Source organism: Dermatophilaceae bacterium Sec6.4 (genome assembly GCA_039636865.1).
Taxonomy (GTDB): Bacteria; Actinomycetota; Actinomycetes; order Actinomycetales; family Dermatophilaceae; genus Allobranchiibius.
Genome location: CP144172.1, coordinates 2636498 through 2652244, shown reverse-complemented (window position 1 = coordinate 2652244; position 15747 = coordinate 2636498). Strand labels below are relative to the sequence as shown.

Genomic DNA, 15747 nt, shown 5'->3' with positions numbered 1-15747 from the left:
CGAGGTCACGATTCGGTTGCACGTTGGGCCAGGGTCTGGCCCGCGGCTCTTCGGGTGGGTATGTTTCCCCACGGGTCCGTACGTAGCGCGCTAACAGCACCGCCCCGACCAGGTCACTTGTCCGGCACATTCTCGTTCCAGTAGGAGGCAGATCGCGTTGACGGTGATCATCGAAGATCCGGAAGAGGCGCAGGTCCCGGACGAGGACCGCCCGCAAGAGATTCAGGGTAAGACCCCGCGGCAGCTGGCGTGGGGGCACCTGAAGAAGGACAAGGTCACCCTTGCTGCAGGTGTGGTCGCCATGCTCGGCATCCTGATTGCTATTTCGGCGCCTCTACTGACCAAGTTCGGCGTCATAGGACCTGGGGCAACGCATCCGAATCTGCTCGACTCCTCTGGAATGCCGATCGGCGGCTTCACCGGTGCGTCGTCCGCGAACTTGCTCGGCGTCGCCCCGGCCAACGGCTACGGGATGATCGGTCGGTTGATGCTCGGTACGACGTATTCGCTCGCGATCGCCTTGGGCGCCACTGCGGTCACCCTGTTGTTCGGCGCGCTCGTGGGAATGATCAGCGGATTTGTCGGCGGCAAGGTCGACTTTGTGCTGGGGCGGATCATCGACCTGACGCTGTGCTTCCCGCAAACCCTTATGCTGCTCGCCCTGTCGGGAATTCTTGTGACCATTCTGGCCGACGACCTACATCTGCCTGGCGGGGCAGGCGGCCCGTTGGCCAACGGGCTCTACGCCACGCTGGTCCTGGGGGTTTTTGGCTGGCCCAACTTTGCCCGGGTCATTCGAGGGCAGGTGTTGACGTTGCGGAATCGCGAGTTCATCGAGGCTGCGAACAGCCTGGGATCCAGCAGGACTCGGATCTACCTCAAGGAACTGCTGCCCAACCTGTGGGCCCCGTTCCTGGTCTATACCTCCTTATACCTGCCCCTGTACATATCCGCCGAAGCAGCGTTGGCGTTCCTGGGAGTCGGCATCCGGCCGCCGACGCCGACGCTCGGCAACATCCTGAATGACTCCATTTCCTACATCCAGACTGACGCACCGTTCTTCTTCGAGCCGGCGATCTTGATCGTCGTGCTGGTGCTGTCGTTCAACCTGCTCGGTGACGGACTACGCGATGCCTTCGACCCGAAAGCAGGCCGTCGATGACCTGCCCGTCCTGATCTACACCCCTCAACGCGACGACCAACATCGGCGCATCCCAGCGCATACCCCGCGCTTACCTTCAAGGAGAAACACAATGACACTGAGGAAGAAGCCAGCCATGCTCGCGGTCGCTACCGCGATCTCGGCTGCGACGGCATTGTCCGCCTGCGGCGGTGGCAGCACTGGTGGCGCAACCGCTGCCAAAACCAACAGCACCGTCAAAGGCGGCACCCTGACGTACCTGTACGAGACCCCGGTCACGAGTTGGGACCCGCAGCGCAGCTACATCGGAGTTGACCTCAGTAACGAGAGTCGTCTCTTCTCCCGCAGCCTGGTGCAGCTCCCGGTGACCGAGGATGCGAAAACGGCCGCCACTCCGATACCGGATCTGGCCACCAACACGGGTACTCAGTCCAACGGCGCAAAGACGTGGAAATACACCCTCAAGGACGATGTGACGTGGCAGGACGGCAAGCCGGTCACGTGCGCGGATCTGAAGTACGGCATCGAACGCAACTTCGATCCGAACCTCACCGGGGGCCCGACGTACGCATGGGCCTATCTGGACATCAAATCCAAGGCCGACGGCACCCCGGTGTATCAGGGCCCCAACGACAGCAAGGATCAGGCAGGCTTCGACAAGGCCGTCTCGTGTTCGGGAAAGACGATCACCTACAACTTCCGGAAGGCGTTCCCAGACTTCCCCCTCGCCCTGGCGAGCCTGCGTGAGTTCGACCCGTACCGCAAGGACAAGGACCAGGGTGTCAAGAGCAACCTGTCCATCTTCTCCAACGGTCCGTACATGCTGCAGGGCAACTGGCAGCCCGGTCAGGGCGGCACCTTCGTCCGCAATCCGAAATTCATCGCAAAGTCCGACAGCAACCGTAAGGCGCTGCCTGACCAGATCGATTTCAAAGAGAACCAGCCACCGGACACAGCGGCGCAGTTGCTGATTGCGAACAATGGCGTCGACCAGACTGCTGTCGAGATGATGAACGTCCCGCCAGCGAACCTGTCGCAGTTGAAGGCCCCAAATGTCAAGAGCCGCGTCGAAAATCCGCAATCGCCGTTCGTGGACTACATCCTGCCCAACATGAAGAGGTTGACGAACCCCAAGGTCCGACAGGCTCTTGCCACAGCCCTTGACCAACCGGCCTACATCAAGGCTTACGGTGGGTCGATGACGGCCGCACCGGCCAAGTCCCTGGTTAGCCCGGCGCTGCTGGGATACAAGGAAAACCCCACCCTTGGCCCGTTGGGTCAGGGTGACGCTGCGGCGGCCAAGAAGATCCTGCAGTCTGCGGGTGTGAAGATGCCGTACCCGATCAAGTTCACCTACCGGCCCAATGCGCCGCGTACTGCGGGCGCCTCGGCGTTGAAGGCGACGTGGGACAAGGCCGGCTTCAACGTCACGCTGAACCCGGTGCCGAACAAGTACTACCCGACGATCCAGACCCCCACCGATGACTCGGATCTGTACTGGGCCGGTTGGGGCGCTGACTGGTCGGCGCAGTCGACCGTGCTTCCGCCGCTGTTCGACTCGCGGGTAAACCTGACGGCGTCTTCGAAGGCCCAAGATTACGGCAGTTACACCAGCAAGACCGTCAATGCGCTGTTCGACAAGGCTGGTACGCAGACCGACGTCAACAAGGCGGCCGAGATCTACAATCAGGCTGACGCGCAGTTGGGCAAGGATTACGCGTACTTCCCCCTCATTGTCGAGAAGTTTGTCTTCCTGCATGGTTCGAAGATCACGAACTACATCAACAACCCGGCCGTGAGCATGTACCCCGACCTGGGGTCGATCGGCGTCTCGAAGTAAGTCAAGACCACTATGGCGGTCGGGCCTCTCGCCGAGGCCTGACCGCCATCTGTGTCACCAGGAAGAGCCACGTTGCGCGAAACCTCACGGGCCTGCGCAACCCGGGAGCGGAGTCCCTGAATGTTTGCCTACGTCATCCGTCGACTAATCGGTGGGGTTTTCTTACTGCTTGCGGTAAGTCTGATTACCTTCATCCTCTTTTTTGCCGGACCCATCAACCCGGCGCAGTTCACCTGCGGTAAACAGTGCACCCCTGCCTTGGTGGAGCGAAACTCCAAGGCGCTGGGCTATGACAAGCCGGTTCTGGAGCAGTGGTCACAATTCGTTGTCGGTGTCGTGAAGGGCCGGGAATTCCCGGATGACCCCGCACTGAAGAAATCAGCGCCTGAAACTATCGCCAAATGCCCAGCGCCATGCCTGGGTTATTCGTTACAGGTCTCGCAAAATGTCACTACCGAGCTGAAACCGCGAATACCAGTATCGGCATCGCTGGCAATCGCGGCGTTTATCATGTGGATCATCCTCGGAGTAGGGCTCGGGATCATCGCGGCGTTGCTGCGCGGTAGCATCATCGACAAAGCTCTAGTGGGGGTTTCGTTGGTGTTCTACGCGATGCCGACCGTGGTGACAGGTCTGATCCTGTACCAGTTCGTATCGATCAAATGGCAGCTGGTGCCGACACCGACCTACACCCCGTTCTCCACCAGCCCTGCCCTATGGCTACAGGGTCTGTTCTTGCCTGCTCTTACTCTCGCGCTCTATTACGCGGCTGGTTATGTGCGACTTACCCGGGCTTTCGTGCTGGAAACAGTCGGCGAGGACTATCTACGCACCGCTAAGGCGAAGGGAGTGCCGCGCACCCGCGTGCTGTTCAAGCACACCTTGCGGGCTGCTCTGACTCCGATCGTGACTCAGGCCGGTCTCGACCTCGGCGCGCTGCTCGGCGGTGCGATCATCACCGAACAGATCTTCGCCTACCCCGGTCTCGGCACGCTTGCAGTTTCCTCAGCCACTCAGTTCGACCTGCCTACCACCATCGGCATCGTGCTGGTTGTGGCGACGTTCATCATTTTGGCGAACCTGATCGTCGACGTCCTGTACGGCTTTATCGATCCGCGCGTGAAGCTCGCGTGAGGAAGGCGCACTGATGAGTACAGCTGTGACAGGGAGCAAGAGCGCGCCCGATGACGACCGTCCTGGCGATTCAGTGATGTTGGCGGTCGAAGACCTCGCGGTCCATTTTCCGACAGAGGACGGGTTGGTCAAGGCAGTTGACGGGGTGAGTTTCACCCTCGCTGCGGGTAAGACCGTGGGCATCGTCGGCGAGTCCGGATCCGGTAAATCGGTCAGTAGCAGCGCCATCATGGGCCTGCAGCGCGGTACGTCCGCGCAGGTATCCGGGTCGATCAAATTCGATGGTCGCGAGCTGACCGACATCAGCGATGAGGAATACCGACACCTGCGCGGAAAAGACATCGCGATGATCTTCCAGGACCCGCTGTCAGCGATGCACCCCTATTACACAGTGGGCGCGCAGATCGTCGAGGCCTATCGGGTGCACAACCCCAAGGCGAGTAAGAAGGAGGCGCGCGAGCGGACCCTGGAGATGTTGAGCAAGGTCGGTATTCCTTCACCGGCCCGGCGTATCGACCAGTACCCGCACGAGTTCTCCGGCGGTATGCGGCAACGTGCGATGGTGGCGATGGCGCTGATCAACAACCCGAAGCTGCTCATCGCGGATGAGCCGACCACGGCGCTGGATGTCACGGTGCAGGCCCAGATTCTGGATCTGATGGTGGAGCTGCAGGACGAGTTCGGGTCGGCCATCATCATCATCACCCACGATCTCGGCGTGGTCGCCGATATCGCCGACGACATCCTGGTGATGTACGCCGGTCGGCCGGTGGAGAAGGGCGCGGTTCTCGATACATTCGCGCGCCCCAAGCACCCCTACACCTGGGGCCTGCTGGCCTCAATGCCCCGCCTCGACCGACCGAAGGCCGATAAGCTGGACCCGATTCCCGGCAATCCGCCGTCCTTGATCAACCTGCCGCGCGGATGTTCGTTCAATCCTCGGTGTGCCTACTCAGGCCGTGTCCCTGAGCGCAAATGCTTCATTGTCGAGCCGGAGCTCTACCAGATCGGCACTCAGGAGGCACGGTGTTTCCTGACCGACAAGGATCGCGACGAGATTGCCGGTGATCCCGAGTCGGACAACCCGGAGCAGATGTCGAAGATCAGCGAAGAGTTCAGTAGGCCGGAGACCGAATCCGCTTCGGCGGACGAATTCCAGGAGAACGTATGAGCACGCAACCTCAGGATGGTCTCAAGTCCGGTTCAACAGCCGTGCAGCCCAAGGACGACCTGCTCGTCGTGAAGGGCCTGCAGAAGTACTTCCCGCAAAAAAAGGGTGGGTTGATTCGTCGCGCGGATGCGCCGGTCAAGGCCGTGGACGGGTTGGACATCACCGTCCGTCGTGGTGAAACCGTCGGCCTCGTCGGTGAATCCGGCTGCGGTAAGTCGACGGCCGGTCGCACCATGTTGAAGCTGCTGGAGCCCACGGGCGGCAGTATCAGCTTCGACGGCGAGGACATCACCGATGCCAAGGGGTCGCATCTGCGCAAGCTGCGTCGGGAGATGCAGATGGTCTTCCAGGACCCGTACGGATCGCTGAACCCTCGGCACACGGTCGGCAGCATCATTGCTGCGCCTTATGAGATCCAGAAGATCGACCCTGAGGGGGGCGTCAAGAAGGCCGTCCAGGAGTTGATGGCCCGCGTGGGGTTGAACCCCGAGCACTACAACCGTTACCCGCATGAGTTCTCCGGCGGGCAACGTCAACGGATCGGCGTGGCGCGCGCGGTTGCCCTGAAGCCGAAGCTGATCGTCTGTGATGAGCCGGTATCCGCGCTGGACGTATCGATTCAGGCGCAGGTGATCAACCTGCTGGAGGAGATCCAGGACGAGCTGGACCTGTCCTATATCTTCGTCGCGCACGACCTGTCCGTGGTCCGTCACATCTCCGACCGGGTGGTGGTGATGTACCTGGGCAAGGTGATGGAGGTGGCTGACCGCGAGACGCTGTACGAGGTGCCGCAGCATCCCTACACGCAGGCACTGCTGTCCGCGGTGCCCATACCGGATCCTGCTCGCAAGAACGACCGCGAACGCATCCTGCTTACCGGTGATCTACCGAGTCCGCAGCATCCGCCGTCGGGATGCGTGTTCCGCACCCGCTGTTGGAAAGCACAGGACGTGTGTGCCATCGAAGAGCCGCCGCTGGAGCAGGCGGACGACGGACGCGATCACCAGTTGGCTTGTTTCTTCCCTTCGATCACCCTCGACCGGCCCGCCGACGGAACGCCCTCCAGCCACCGACCCGCAGCAGGTCACGGGGCGACGCCGGCCTGATCGCACTGCCCGCTCAGCTGCACAGCATCGGTCGGCTCGCACGTAGGTGCGGGCCGACTGCGTGTGCGGTTGTAAGGTCGGCTGCGCTGCTCGCCCGATGCAGCGATCGCTGCCCACCTCAGGAAGTCTCATGGAAACCGCCGAGATCCGCCGCCGTTGGCTTGCCTACTTCCAGCACAACGGGCACAGCGTCGTACCCAGCGCATCGCTGATCTACGACGATCCGAATCTGTTGTTCGTCAACGCGGGAATGGTGCCGTTCGTGCCGTACTTCCTGGGTCAGCGCGAGCCGGCCTGGGATCGGGCCACCAGTGTGCAGAAGTGCGTGCGGACCGGTGATATCGAAGAGGTCGGCAAGACCTCTCGGCATGGCACCTTCTTCCAGATGAATGGCAATTTCTCCTTCGGCGACTACTTCAAAGAGGGTGCGATCGACCTGGCCTGGGGACTGTTGACAACCAGCCAGGCGGACGGGGGATACGGCCTGGACGCCGATCGCCTGTGGCCGACGGTATTCACCGACGACGACGAGGCCTACGAGCTGTGGCGCGACCGGATCGGCATCCCAACCGAGCGCATCGTGCGACGCGACGCGAACGACAACTACTGGAGCATGGGTATTCCCGGTCCGGCCGGTCCCAGCTCGGAGATCTTCTACGACCGTGGCGAGCAGTACGGCGCTGACGGTGGACCGGCGGTCGATGAGGACCGCTTCATGGAGATCTGGAACCTCGTCTTCATGCAGGAGGAGCTGTCCGCCTTCCGCGGCAAGACCGACTTCGACGTCAGCGGGCCGCTACCGCGCAGGAACATCGATACCGGGATGGGCCTGGAGCGGATGGCCTCGGTGCTGCAGGGCAAGGACAACCTCTACGAGATCGACGAGGTCTACCCGGTCCTGGCCAGGGCGGCGGAGCTGACCGGTCGCACCTACGGTGCCAAGTCCGGGCATGCGGCGAACAGCTCCCACCCCGACGATGTCCACCTGCGGGTCGTGGCCGACCACATCCGATCCTCGCTGATGTTGATCGGTGATGGCGTCACGCCGGGTAACGAGGGGCGTGGGTATGTGCTGCGCCGGATGCTGCGGCGCGCCGTGCGGGCGATGCGTCTGCTGGGGTACCGCGACCATGCGCTACCGGAGCTGCTCCCGGTGAGCAGGGACCGGATGAAGGCCAGCTACCCCGAGCTCGATACCGACTTCGCGCGCATTGCCCAGATCGCCTACGCCGAGGAGGACGCCTTCCGCCGCACGTTGGATCAGGGCACCACAATCCTGGACACGGCTGTATCGAAGGTGAAGAGACAGCAGGGCGCAGGCGCCGGGGAACTGTCCGGCGCGTCGGCTTTCCAACTGCACGACACCTACGGCTTCCCGATCGACCTGACCCTGGAGATGGCGGGCGAGCAGGGCGTGGCCGTGGACGAGGCCGGATTCCGGTTCCTGATGCAGGAGCAGCGCGCGCGCGCACGTGCGGACGCGAAGTCCAAGAAAGCCAGCCATGCCGACGTCGGCGTCTGGACGCAGTTGCTGTCGCTCGGTGCGACCGACTGGCAGGCCTACGAGCACCTGTCCTGCGACGCGTCGATCGTAGGTCTGGTCCGCGACGGTCAGCGGGAGCAGGAGCTGGAGCCGGGTACGACCGGTCAGGTGGTCCTGGACCGCACGACGTTCTACGCAGAATCCGGTGGTCAGATCGCCGACTCCGGGCAGATCGTCACGCCCGGTGGCACCCTGCAGGTGCTGGACGTGCAGCGTCCGGTCAAGGGGCTGGTCGTGCACACCGTGCGGGTCGGTGAGACCCCCGTGCAGGTCGGCGAACAGGTGCAGGCCAACGTCGACCCCGACTGGCGGATAGCCGCGTGTCAGGCGCACTCAGGCACGCACGTGATCCACGCCGCGCTGCGGCAGGTGCTCGGCCCGTCGGCGCTGCAGTCCGGTTCGTACAACAAACCGGGTTATCTACGACTGGACTTCGCGTGGGGATCGGCCCTGTCGCCCGAGACGCGCTCGGAGATCGAAGAGGTCGCGAACCTGGCAGTGCGTAGCGACCTGCCGGTCTCGGCGCAGTACATGACCTTGCCGCAGGCGCGGGACTGGGGCGCGCTGGCGCTGTTCGGTGAGTCCTACGACGAACAAGTGCGCGTGGTCGAGATCGGGGGACCGTGGTCGCGGGAGTTGTGCGGTGGAACCCACGTCGCGCATTCCTCGCAGGTCGGGGCGCTGACCCTGACCGGTGAATCGTCGGTCGGTTCCGGGGTCCGACGTGTCGAGGCCTTCGTCGGGATGGATGCTTTGCGCTACCTGGCCGGTGAGCGGGCGCTGGTCGCTGAGCTGTCGGGCCTGGTGAAGGTGCAACCCGGTGAATTACCGCAGCGTATTTCCGAGCTGCTGGCCCGGGTCAAGGACGCGGAGCGGGAAATTGCCAAGATGCGTCAGGCTGAGGTTCTCGCCGGCGCCGCGGACATCCTTGCGGGCGCCCAGGACGTCTTCGGCGTGCGCTACATCGGTCACGATGCCGGCGACCTCAGTGGCGAGGAGGTGCGCGCCCTGGTCCTGCAGTTGCGCGATCAACTCGCGGACGCCACACCGTCGGTGGTGGCCGTCACCGGGCTGAGCAAGAACCGGCCGGTGGTGGTGATCGCGACCAATGCCCTGGCCCGCGAATGGGGTATTCGAGCCGGTGATCTGGTCAAGGTCGCCGCAGGCGTGCTGGGCGGTGGTGGCGGTGGTAAGCCGGACCTGGCTCAGGGCGGCGGCAGCGACGCTTCCAAGACCGGGCAGGCTCTCGTCGGGGTCGAGCACGCGGTAGGTCAGGTCGTCACCGCTCGATGAGGCCAGGGGTCCGGCTCGGGGTCGACGTGGGTTCGGTGCGCGTCGGGGTGGCCCTGTGCGACCCGGATGCTCTGCTGGCGACCCCGCTGCGCACGGTGCCGCGCGATCCAAATGCGGTCAACGACACCTCGTCCATTGCGCAGGAAGCGCGGGAGCGCGGGGTCCTGGAGATCGTTGTCGGCCTGCCGCGCTCGATGGACGGCACCGAACGAGCCGCTGCTGCGACCGCCCGTGAATGGGCGGTCGCATTGGATGAGCGCACCCCTGGTGTGCCCGTTCGTCTGGTCGACGAACGACTCAGCACCGTCGACGCTCAGCGGGCGCTGCACGCGGCAGGGCGCACCGCCCGCAGTAGCCGCAGCGTGATCGACCAGCAGGCCGCGGCAGTGATTCTGCAGTCTGCCCTTGACGCAGAAAGACTTTCCGGTAACGCTCCCGGAGAAGTTGTCGGTGCCCGCAAGCCGCGGCACCGTTCTCGGCGTACCCCGTCGGGGCAAGAAAGGCTGCCATGAACAACTCCCATCTGGGGGATGCGATCTTCGGTGCGCCCGACGACGATGGCGCCACCACCGCACACCCGCGACGTCAGCCGCCGGTCGGAGACCCCGCCGACCCCACGTTGCCAATAGCCGTTCCGGCGAGGCCGGCCACCTCGCGACGCGAGATCCGTGAGCGTCCCCAGCCGCGTCCCTCCGGCAAAAAAAGCCCCGTGGCCGACGATGGTCGTAAATCCGCGATCCGTGGCTGCCTGGCCATGGTCATCGGCGTCGTGGTCATCGGGGCAGCACTGATCTTCGCGATCGGGGCGCTGGGTTCTTCGTGGCTTCCCTCATTCAGTTCCAACGCCGCCGGCGGCGACTACCAGGGCCCTGGTACCGGCACCGTGACCATCGTCATTCAGCCCGGTGACAGCGGCGCAGCCATCGGGCAGACACTGCAGCAGGCGGGCGTCGTGAAGTCCGCGTCGACCTTTACCGATCTGGCAGCCGGCAGTGCAGGTTTCGCCGCGTTGCAACCGGGCAGTTACCGGATGCGTAGCCAGATGAGCTCGGCGGGGGCCCTCGCCCTGCTGCTGCAACCGGGGACCAAGCTCGCTGGTGTCACCATTCCCGAGGGGTTGTGGGCCACTGAAATCTATGCGCGTCTGTCGAAGGCCACCAAGGTCCCGCTCGCCGACTACGCCAAGGTGTCCGCCGCGAGTCTGGGACTCCCGGTCGCAGCGGGCGGGAAAGTGGAGGGGTATCTCTTTCCCTCGACCTACAACTTCCCCAAGGGTGCCAGCGCACAGGTGCAGCTGAAAACCATGGTGACGCAGTTCAAGAAACAGACAGCCGCGTTGAACATCGCAGCTGACAGACTCGCCATGGTCACCACTGTCGCCTCCCTCGTCCAGGCCGAGGCCAGCCGCACCCAGGATGAGGGCAAGGTCGCCCGGGTGATCGACAACAGGTTGGCGGCCAAGATGCCGCTGCAGTTCGATTCGACGGTCAACTACGTGCTGAAGAGCCGCGGCACGGTCACCACCAGCGGCAAGGCGAGGGAGTCCGCCAGCCCCTACAACACGTACAAGCGCCCCGGCCTGCCGCCGGGTCCGATCGACAATCCCGGAGTAGCTGCGCTGAAGGCGGCATTGAACCCGACACCCGGCAGCTGGATCTATTTCGTCACAGTCGACCTGGCCACCGGTCAGACGGTCTTCTCCACCACCGCCGCGCAGCATCAGGCTGCGGTCAAACAGTTCCAGACCTGGTGCGGCGCACATCCCGGCAAATGCTGAGTCGGCAGCGCGCTGCCGTCGTCGGCAGCCCGGTGGCGCACTCGTTGTCTCCGGTGCTGCACCGCGCCGCGTATGTGGCGCTCGGGCTTTCGCAGTGGACCTTCGAGCTGCACCGCCTGGAGCCCGAGGAGCTACCCGCTTTCGTCGCAGGACTGAATGAGCAATGGCGTGGGCTGTCGGTGACGATGCCGCTGAAGGAAGCCGCACTGGCCCTGGCAGATGACGCTTCGGAGGTGGCCCGCCAGACGGGTGCCGCGAACACGCTCGTGCATGACGGCGACCGGTGGCAGGCTCACAACACCGACGTCGCCGGCATCTGTTCAGCACTCGTGGATGCCGGTGTGCGGCGGGCAGCAGGCGGTTCGGCCCTCGTGCTGGGTTCGGGGGCGACCGCGCGATCGGCTCTCGCAGCACTGAAAGAGCTCAGAATCACCGACGTGACGTTGGCTGTGCGCGATCGTGCCCGAGACCAGACGTTGCGCCAGGCCGCGGACATGGGAATCACGGCGACGGTGATCTCCCTTGCTGATGCGCCCGCAGCGACGGTGTCCGCAGCTGTCGTGGTCAGCACTCTGCCTGCCGGTGCCGCCGATCCGGTCGCCGCCGCGATGAAGGACCTGAGCGATGATCGGGGGTGCCCACCGGGCGTGCTGCTGGATGTGGTCTACGCGGGGTGGCCCACCCCGCTGGGTCTGGCGGCGCAGCGGGTCGGATTCCGCGTGGTACCGGGGATCGAGATGCTCATTCATCAGGGCGCCGAGCAGGTACGACTGATGACGGGTCTGCCGGCGCCGTTGGCCGCGATGCAGACAGCCGGACGGGCTGCACAGGGCATACCCGCCTCGTGACAAACTTCGGACCATGTTGCGTTGGCTGACCGCCGGGGAATCCCACGGCCCGTCCCTCACCGCGGTGATCGAGGGACTTCCCGCCGGAATCCCGGTCACCGCCTCGGATCTGGTAGGCGCCCTGGCGCGCCGCCGGCTCGGGTACGGGCGTGGGGCACGGATGAAATTCGAACAGGATCAGGTGCAGTTCACCGGTGGTGTGCGGCACGGTCTGACGATGGGCTCGCCGGTGGCGATCCTCATCGCGAACACCGAATGGCCCAAGTGGCAGACGGTGATGAGCCCGGACCCGGTCGACGACGCCGCGCTCGCGGATGCCGACGATGTGGGCGCGCCGAAGGAGCTGGCCCGAAACAAGCCGCTGACCCGGCCTCGTCCCGGCCACGCCGATCTGGTCGGTATGCAGAAATACGGGTTCGACGACGCCCGTCCGGTGCTCGAACGCGCCTCGGCGCGCGAGACCGCCGCGAGGGTCGCTCTCGGCGAGGTCGCGGCTCGTTTTCTGCAGTCGGCCTACGGAATCCGGTTGGTATCGCACACCGTTGCCATCGGTAGCGCGGCCGTCGCACAGGACGCGCCCCTCCCCGGGCCGGATGATGTCGATGCGCTCGATGCTGATCCGGTACGCACCCTGGATGCGGTGGGCTCAGCGGCGATGGTCGCTGCGGTCGACGCGGCCCGCGCCGAGGGGGACACGCTCGGCGGGGTGGTCGAGGTCATCGCCTATGACGTTCCGCCCGGGTTGGGATCGCACGTGCACTGGGACCGCAGGCTTGATTCCCGGCTTGCGGCTGCGTTGATGGGGATCCAGGCCATCAAGGGTGTCGAGATCGGGGACGGGTTCCGTACGGCGGCGCGCCCCGGGTCGCAGGCGCACGACGAGATCGTGCGGGAGGACGGAATCGTCCGCCGCACGACGGGCCGCGCCGGTGGTACCGAGGGCGGCATGTCGACCGGAGAGATGCTGCGGGTGCGGGCCGCGATGAAGCCGATCTCCACGGTTCCCAGGGCGTTGCAGACCATCGACACCATGACGGGGGAAGCAGCCACCGCAATCCACCAGCGTTCCGATGTCTGCGCTGTGCCTGCGGCCGGCGTGGTCGCGGAGGCAATGGTGGCCCTGGTGCTGGCGGAGGCATGCCTGGAGAAATTCGGCGGCGACAGCCTGCAGGAGACCTCCCGGAACCACCGCGGCTATCTGAACTCGATCCCCGAGCAGTTGCGCACATGGTGACGCTCGTGCTGATCGGCCCGCCAGGCGCCGGTAAGAGCACCGTCGGCGCGCTGGTCGCTCAGCGTCTCGCAGCCCCGTTCGTGGATACCGATCAGCTCATCGAGGACGAGACGGGTCTGAGTATTTCCGACATCTTCCTCGAGCAGGGTGAGCCGGCCTTTCGCGCGCTGGAGGCGCAGGCAGTTGCCCGCGGCGTTCTCGGCGACGGCGTGGTGGCGCTCGGCGGTGGAGCGGCGATGCACCCCGACACGGCAGGTCTGCTGCGCGACCTGCCGGTGGTCTTCCTGGACGTGACGATCAGGGACGCCGCCGGACGGGTCGGATTCGATGGGTCCCGGCCGCTGCTGGCGGTCAATCCGCGGGCGGCCTGGACGCGGATGATGACCGTGCGCAGACCGACCTACGAGGCGCTCGCGACATGGCGGGTGGGCACCGGTGGACGCTCCCCGGACAGCATCGCCGACGAGGTCGTGGCGCTGTTGCACGACGATGAGCCTCGTTGAACGCCACCACGATCACCGTCGGGACGGCATACGACGTGGTGATCGGCAACGGCGTCCTGCAGCAGCTGCCGCAGGTCGTGCCGGCAGCCGCGACCCGGGTGCTGCTGGTGCATGCGCCGGTTCTCGCCGAGCGCGCCGAACAGCTCGCAGAGGCGCTCAGGGCTGCGGGTCGACGGGTCCTGGTGCAGCAGCTTCCGGATGCCGAGCACGCCAAAACGGTCGATGTCATGACGCGGCTCTGGTCGGTGCTGGGCGAAGCCGGTTTCACCCGATCGGATGTGATCGTCGCGCTCGGTGGGGGAGCGACCACCGACCTGGGCGGGTTCGTCGCCGCGAGCTGGCTGCGGGGGGTCGGGGTGATCCAGCTGCCCTCGACAGTGCTGGGAATGGTGGACGCAGCGGTCGGCGGTAAGACCGGTATCAACACCCCCGAGGGCAAGAACCTCGTCGGTGCGTTCCACGAGCCGCTCGCCGTGCTCGCCGATCTCGATCTGCTGGACACCCTGCCGGCGCCGGACCTGGCCGCGGGCCTCGCCGAGGTCGCAAAGTGCGGTTTCATCGCCGATCCACAGATCCTGGAGCTGATCCGCGTCGACCCAGGTGCGGCCTGCGACCCTCGCGGGGACGTGCTCCCGGAGCTCATCCACCGGGCCGTTGCGGTCAAGGCGCGGGTCGTGGCCGCCGATCTGCGGGAGTCCTCCCTGCGCGAGATCCTCAACTACGGGCACACCTTCGCCCACGCCATCGAACAGGTCGAGCACTACACCTGGCGGCACGGCGACGCGGTGTCGGTCGGGATGGTCTACGTCGCTGAACTGTCCAGGCGGGCCGGGTTGATCGACGCAGGGTTGGTGGCGGCCCATCGCGAGATCTTGACTTCGCTGGGTCTTCCGACCAGTTATCGCGGCGGGCGCTTCGAGGAACTGCTGGCGGCGATGCGCCGTGACAAGAAGACGCGCGGCGATCTGCTGCGCTTCGTGGCGTTGACCGGCATCGCGCAGGTCACCCGACTGCAGGGCCCGTCCGATGCGGACCTGCGGGCGGCGTACGACGCCGTCAGCGCGGAACGCTGATTCGGGCGCCGGCAACTGCGGCCGGTAGACTCGACCGTCGCTCCCCTGCGGTAGCGACTACCTGACGACCTGAAGGATGACGAGCACGTGGCGAGCACGAATGAACTGAAGAACGGCATGGTCCTGTCGATCGACCGGCAGCTGTGGGCAGTGGTGGAGTTCCAGCACGTCAAACCCGGCAAGGGCCCGGCCTTCGTGCGGACGAAACTGAAGAACGTGCTCTCCGGCAAGGTCGTGGACCGCACCTTCAATGCGGGCATCAAGATCGAGACCGCAACAGTGGACCGCAGCGACATGGAGTACCTGTACAAGGACGGCGCGGACTACGTCTTCATGGACGTCAAGAACTACGACCAGATGACCATCCCGGCAGAGACGGTGGGTTCTGCTGCCGACTTCCTGCTGGAGAACATGCAGGCCATCGTCGCGACCCACGACGGCGCCGTGCTCTATATCGAGCTGCCGACCTCGGTGGTACTGGAGATCGCGCACACCGAGCCTGGTCTGCAGGGTGACCGCTCCACCGGTGGTACCAAGCCCGCGACCCTGGAGACCGGTGTCGAGATCGCTGTACCGCTCTTCCTGGAGGCCGGCACCAAGGTGAAGGTCGACACTCGCGACGGCTCGTACCTCGGCCGCGTGAGCTGACCGGAGCATGGGCGCACGCACGAAAGCTCGCAAGCGCGCAGTCGACCTGCTCTTCGAGGCCGAGCAGCGCGGCGTCAACGCCGTGACGTTGCTGGACGCACGGGTCCTGGAGCCCGTGACGCCGGCTCCGCTGCCGGAATACACGGCAGTGCTGGTTCGCGGTGTCGTGGAGCACTGGTCGGTGATCAACGAGACCATCGAGACCTACAGCCGGGGCTGGCCGATGGAGCGGATGCCGGCGGTGGATCGTGCTCTGTTGCGGCTCGCCGTATGGGAACTGTCCTACAACGACGACGTGCCGGAGAAGGTCGCCATCGCGGAGGCCACCCACCTTGCCGCTCAGCTGTCCACTGATGAATCTCCTAAGTTTATGAGCGGTTTGCTCTCCCAGGTCGCGAGCATCCGGCACACTCTGAGCTGAAGCATCGTGTAACGC

Annotated in this window: 14 protein-coding genes; all 14 read left to right on the top strand. The window is 65.0% G+C overall.

Annotation, left to right across the window (positions count from 1 at the left end; translation table 11 throughout):
• Positions 1-163 precede the first annotated feature (163 nt).
• The 14 genes from V3G39_12610 to nusB all read left to right on the top strand — a co-directional run bounded on the left by V3G39_12610 (position 164) and on the right by nusB (position 15732).
• Positions 164-1162 carry an ABC transporter permease gene (locus V3G39_12610; GenBank protein XAS78237.1) on the top strand — a complete coding sequence of 333 codons (999 nt, stop codon included), beginning with the start codon at positions 164-166 and terminating at the stop codon, positions 1160-1162.
• A gap of 91 nt (positions 1163-1253) precedes the next feature.
• Positions 1254-2981 (top strand): ABC transporter substrate-binding protein, encoded by a 1728-nt coding sequence (locus V3G39_12605; GenBank protein ID XAS75495.1) that lies wholly within the window; start codon positions 1254-1256, stop codon positions 2979-2981.
• A gap of 120 nt (positions 2982-3101) precedes the next feature.
• Complete coding sequence (locus V3G39_12600) at positions 3102-4115, top strand: ABC transporter permease (GenBank protein XAS75494.1); 1014 nt, start codon at positions 3102-3104, stop codon at positions 4113-4115.
• 13 nt (positions 4116-4128) lie between these two features.
• On the top strand, positions 4129-5286 hold the full coding sequence (locus V3G39_12595; protein ID XAS75493.1) for an ABC transporter ATP-binding protein: 1158 nt from the start codon (positions 4129-4131) through the stop codon (positions 5284-5286).
• The gene (locus V3G39_12590) at positions 5283-6392 is read left to right on the top strand and encodes a dipeptide ABC transporter ATP-binding protein (GenBank protein ID XAS75492.1); all 1110 of its coding nucleotides are present in this window, start codon (positions 5283-5285) and stop codon (positions 6390-6392) included. The genes V3G39_12595 and V3G39_12590 overlap by 4 nt, the downstream gene beginning before the upstream one ends.
• Before the next feature lie 130 nt (positions 6393-6522).
• Positions 6523-9228: an alanine--tRNA ligase gene (gene alaS / locus V3G39_12585; GenBank protein ID XAS75491.1), complete on the top strand. Its 2706-nt coding sequence runs from the start codon at positions 6523-6525 to the stop codon at positions 9226-9228.
• A complete protein-coding gene (gene ruvX / locus V3G39_12580) occupies positions 9225-9740 on the top strand; it encodes a Holliday junction resolvase RuvX (GenBank protein XAS75490.1) in 516 nt (171 codons plus the stop codon). The genes alaS and ruvX overlap by 4 nt, the downstream gene beginning before the upstream one ends.
• A complete protein-coding gene (gene mltG, locus V3G39_12575; GenBank protein ID XAS75489.1) occupies positions 9737-11005 on the top strand; it encodes an endolytic transglycosylase MltG in 1269 nt (422 codons plus the stop codon). The genes ruvX and mltG overlap by 4 nt, the downstream gene beginning before the upstream one ends.
• Positions 10999-11853, top strand: a complete 855-nt coding sequence (locus tag V3G39_12570) for a shikimate dehydrogenase (GenBank protein ID XAS75488.1) — start codon at positions 10999-11001, stop codon at positions 11851-11853. Before mltG ends, V3G39_12570 begins: the two co-directional genes overlap by 7 nt.
• 13 nt (positions 11854-11866) lie before the next feature.
• Positions 11867-13087 (top strand): chorismate synthase, encoded by a 1221-nt coding sequence (gene aroC, locus V3G39_12565; GenBank protein XAS75487.1) that lies wholly within the window; start codon positions 11867-11869, stop codon positions 13085-13087.
• The gene (locus V3G39_12560) at positions 13081-13590 is read left to right on the top strand and encodes a shikimate kinase (protein ID XAS75486.1); all 510 of its coding nucleotides are present in this window, start codon (positions 13081-13083) and stop codon (positions 13588-13590) included. Before aroC ends, V3G39_12560 begins: the two co-directional genes overlap by 7 nt.
• Positions 13587-14663 (top strand): 3-dehydroquinate synthase, encoded by a 1077-nt coding sequence (gene aroB, locus V3G39_12555; protein ID XAS75485.1) that lies wholly within the window; start codon positions 13587-13589, stop codon positions 14661-14663. Before V3G39_12560 ends, aroB begins: the two co-directional genes overlap by 4 nt.
• Before the next feature lie 87 nt (positions 14664-14750).
• A complete protein-coding gene (gene efp, locus V3G39_12550; protein XAS75484.1) occupies positions 14751-15311 on the top strand; it encodes an elongation factor P in 561 nt (186 codons plus the stop codon).
• Between the two features lie 7 nt (positions 15312-15318).
• A complete protein-coding gene (gene nusB / locus V3G39_12545) occupies positions 15319-15732 on the top strand; it encodes a transcription antitermination factor NusB (protein ID XAS75483.1) in 414 nt (137 codons plus the stop codon).
• Positions 15733-15747 lie beyond the last annotated feature (15 nt).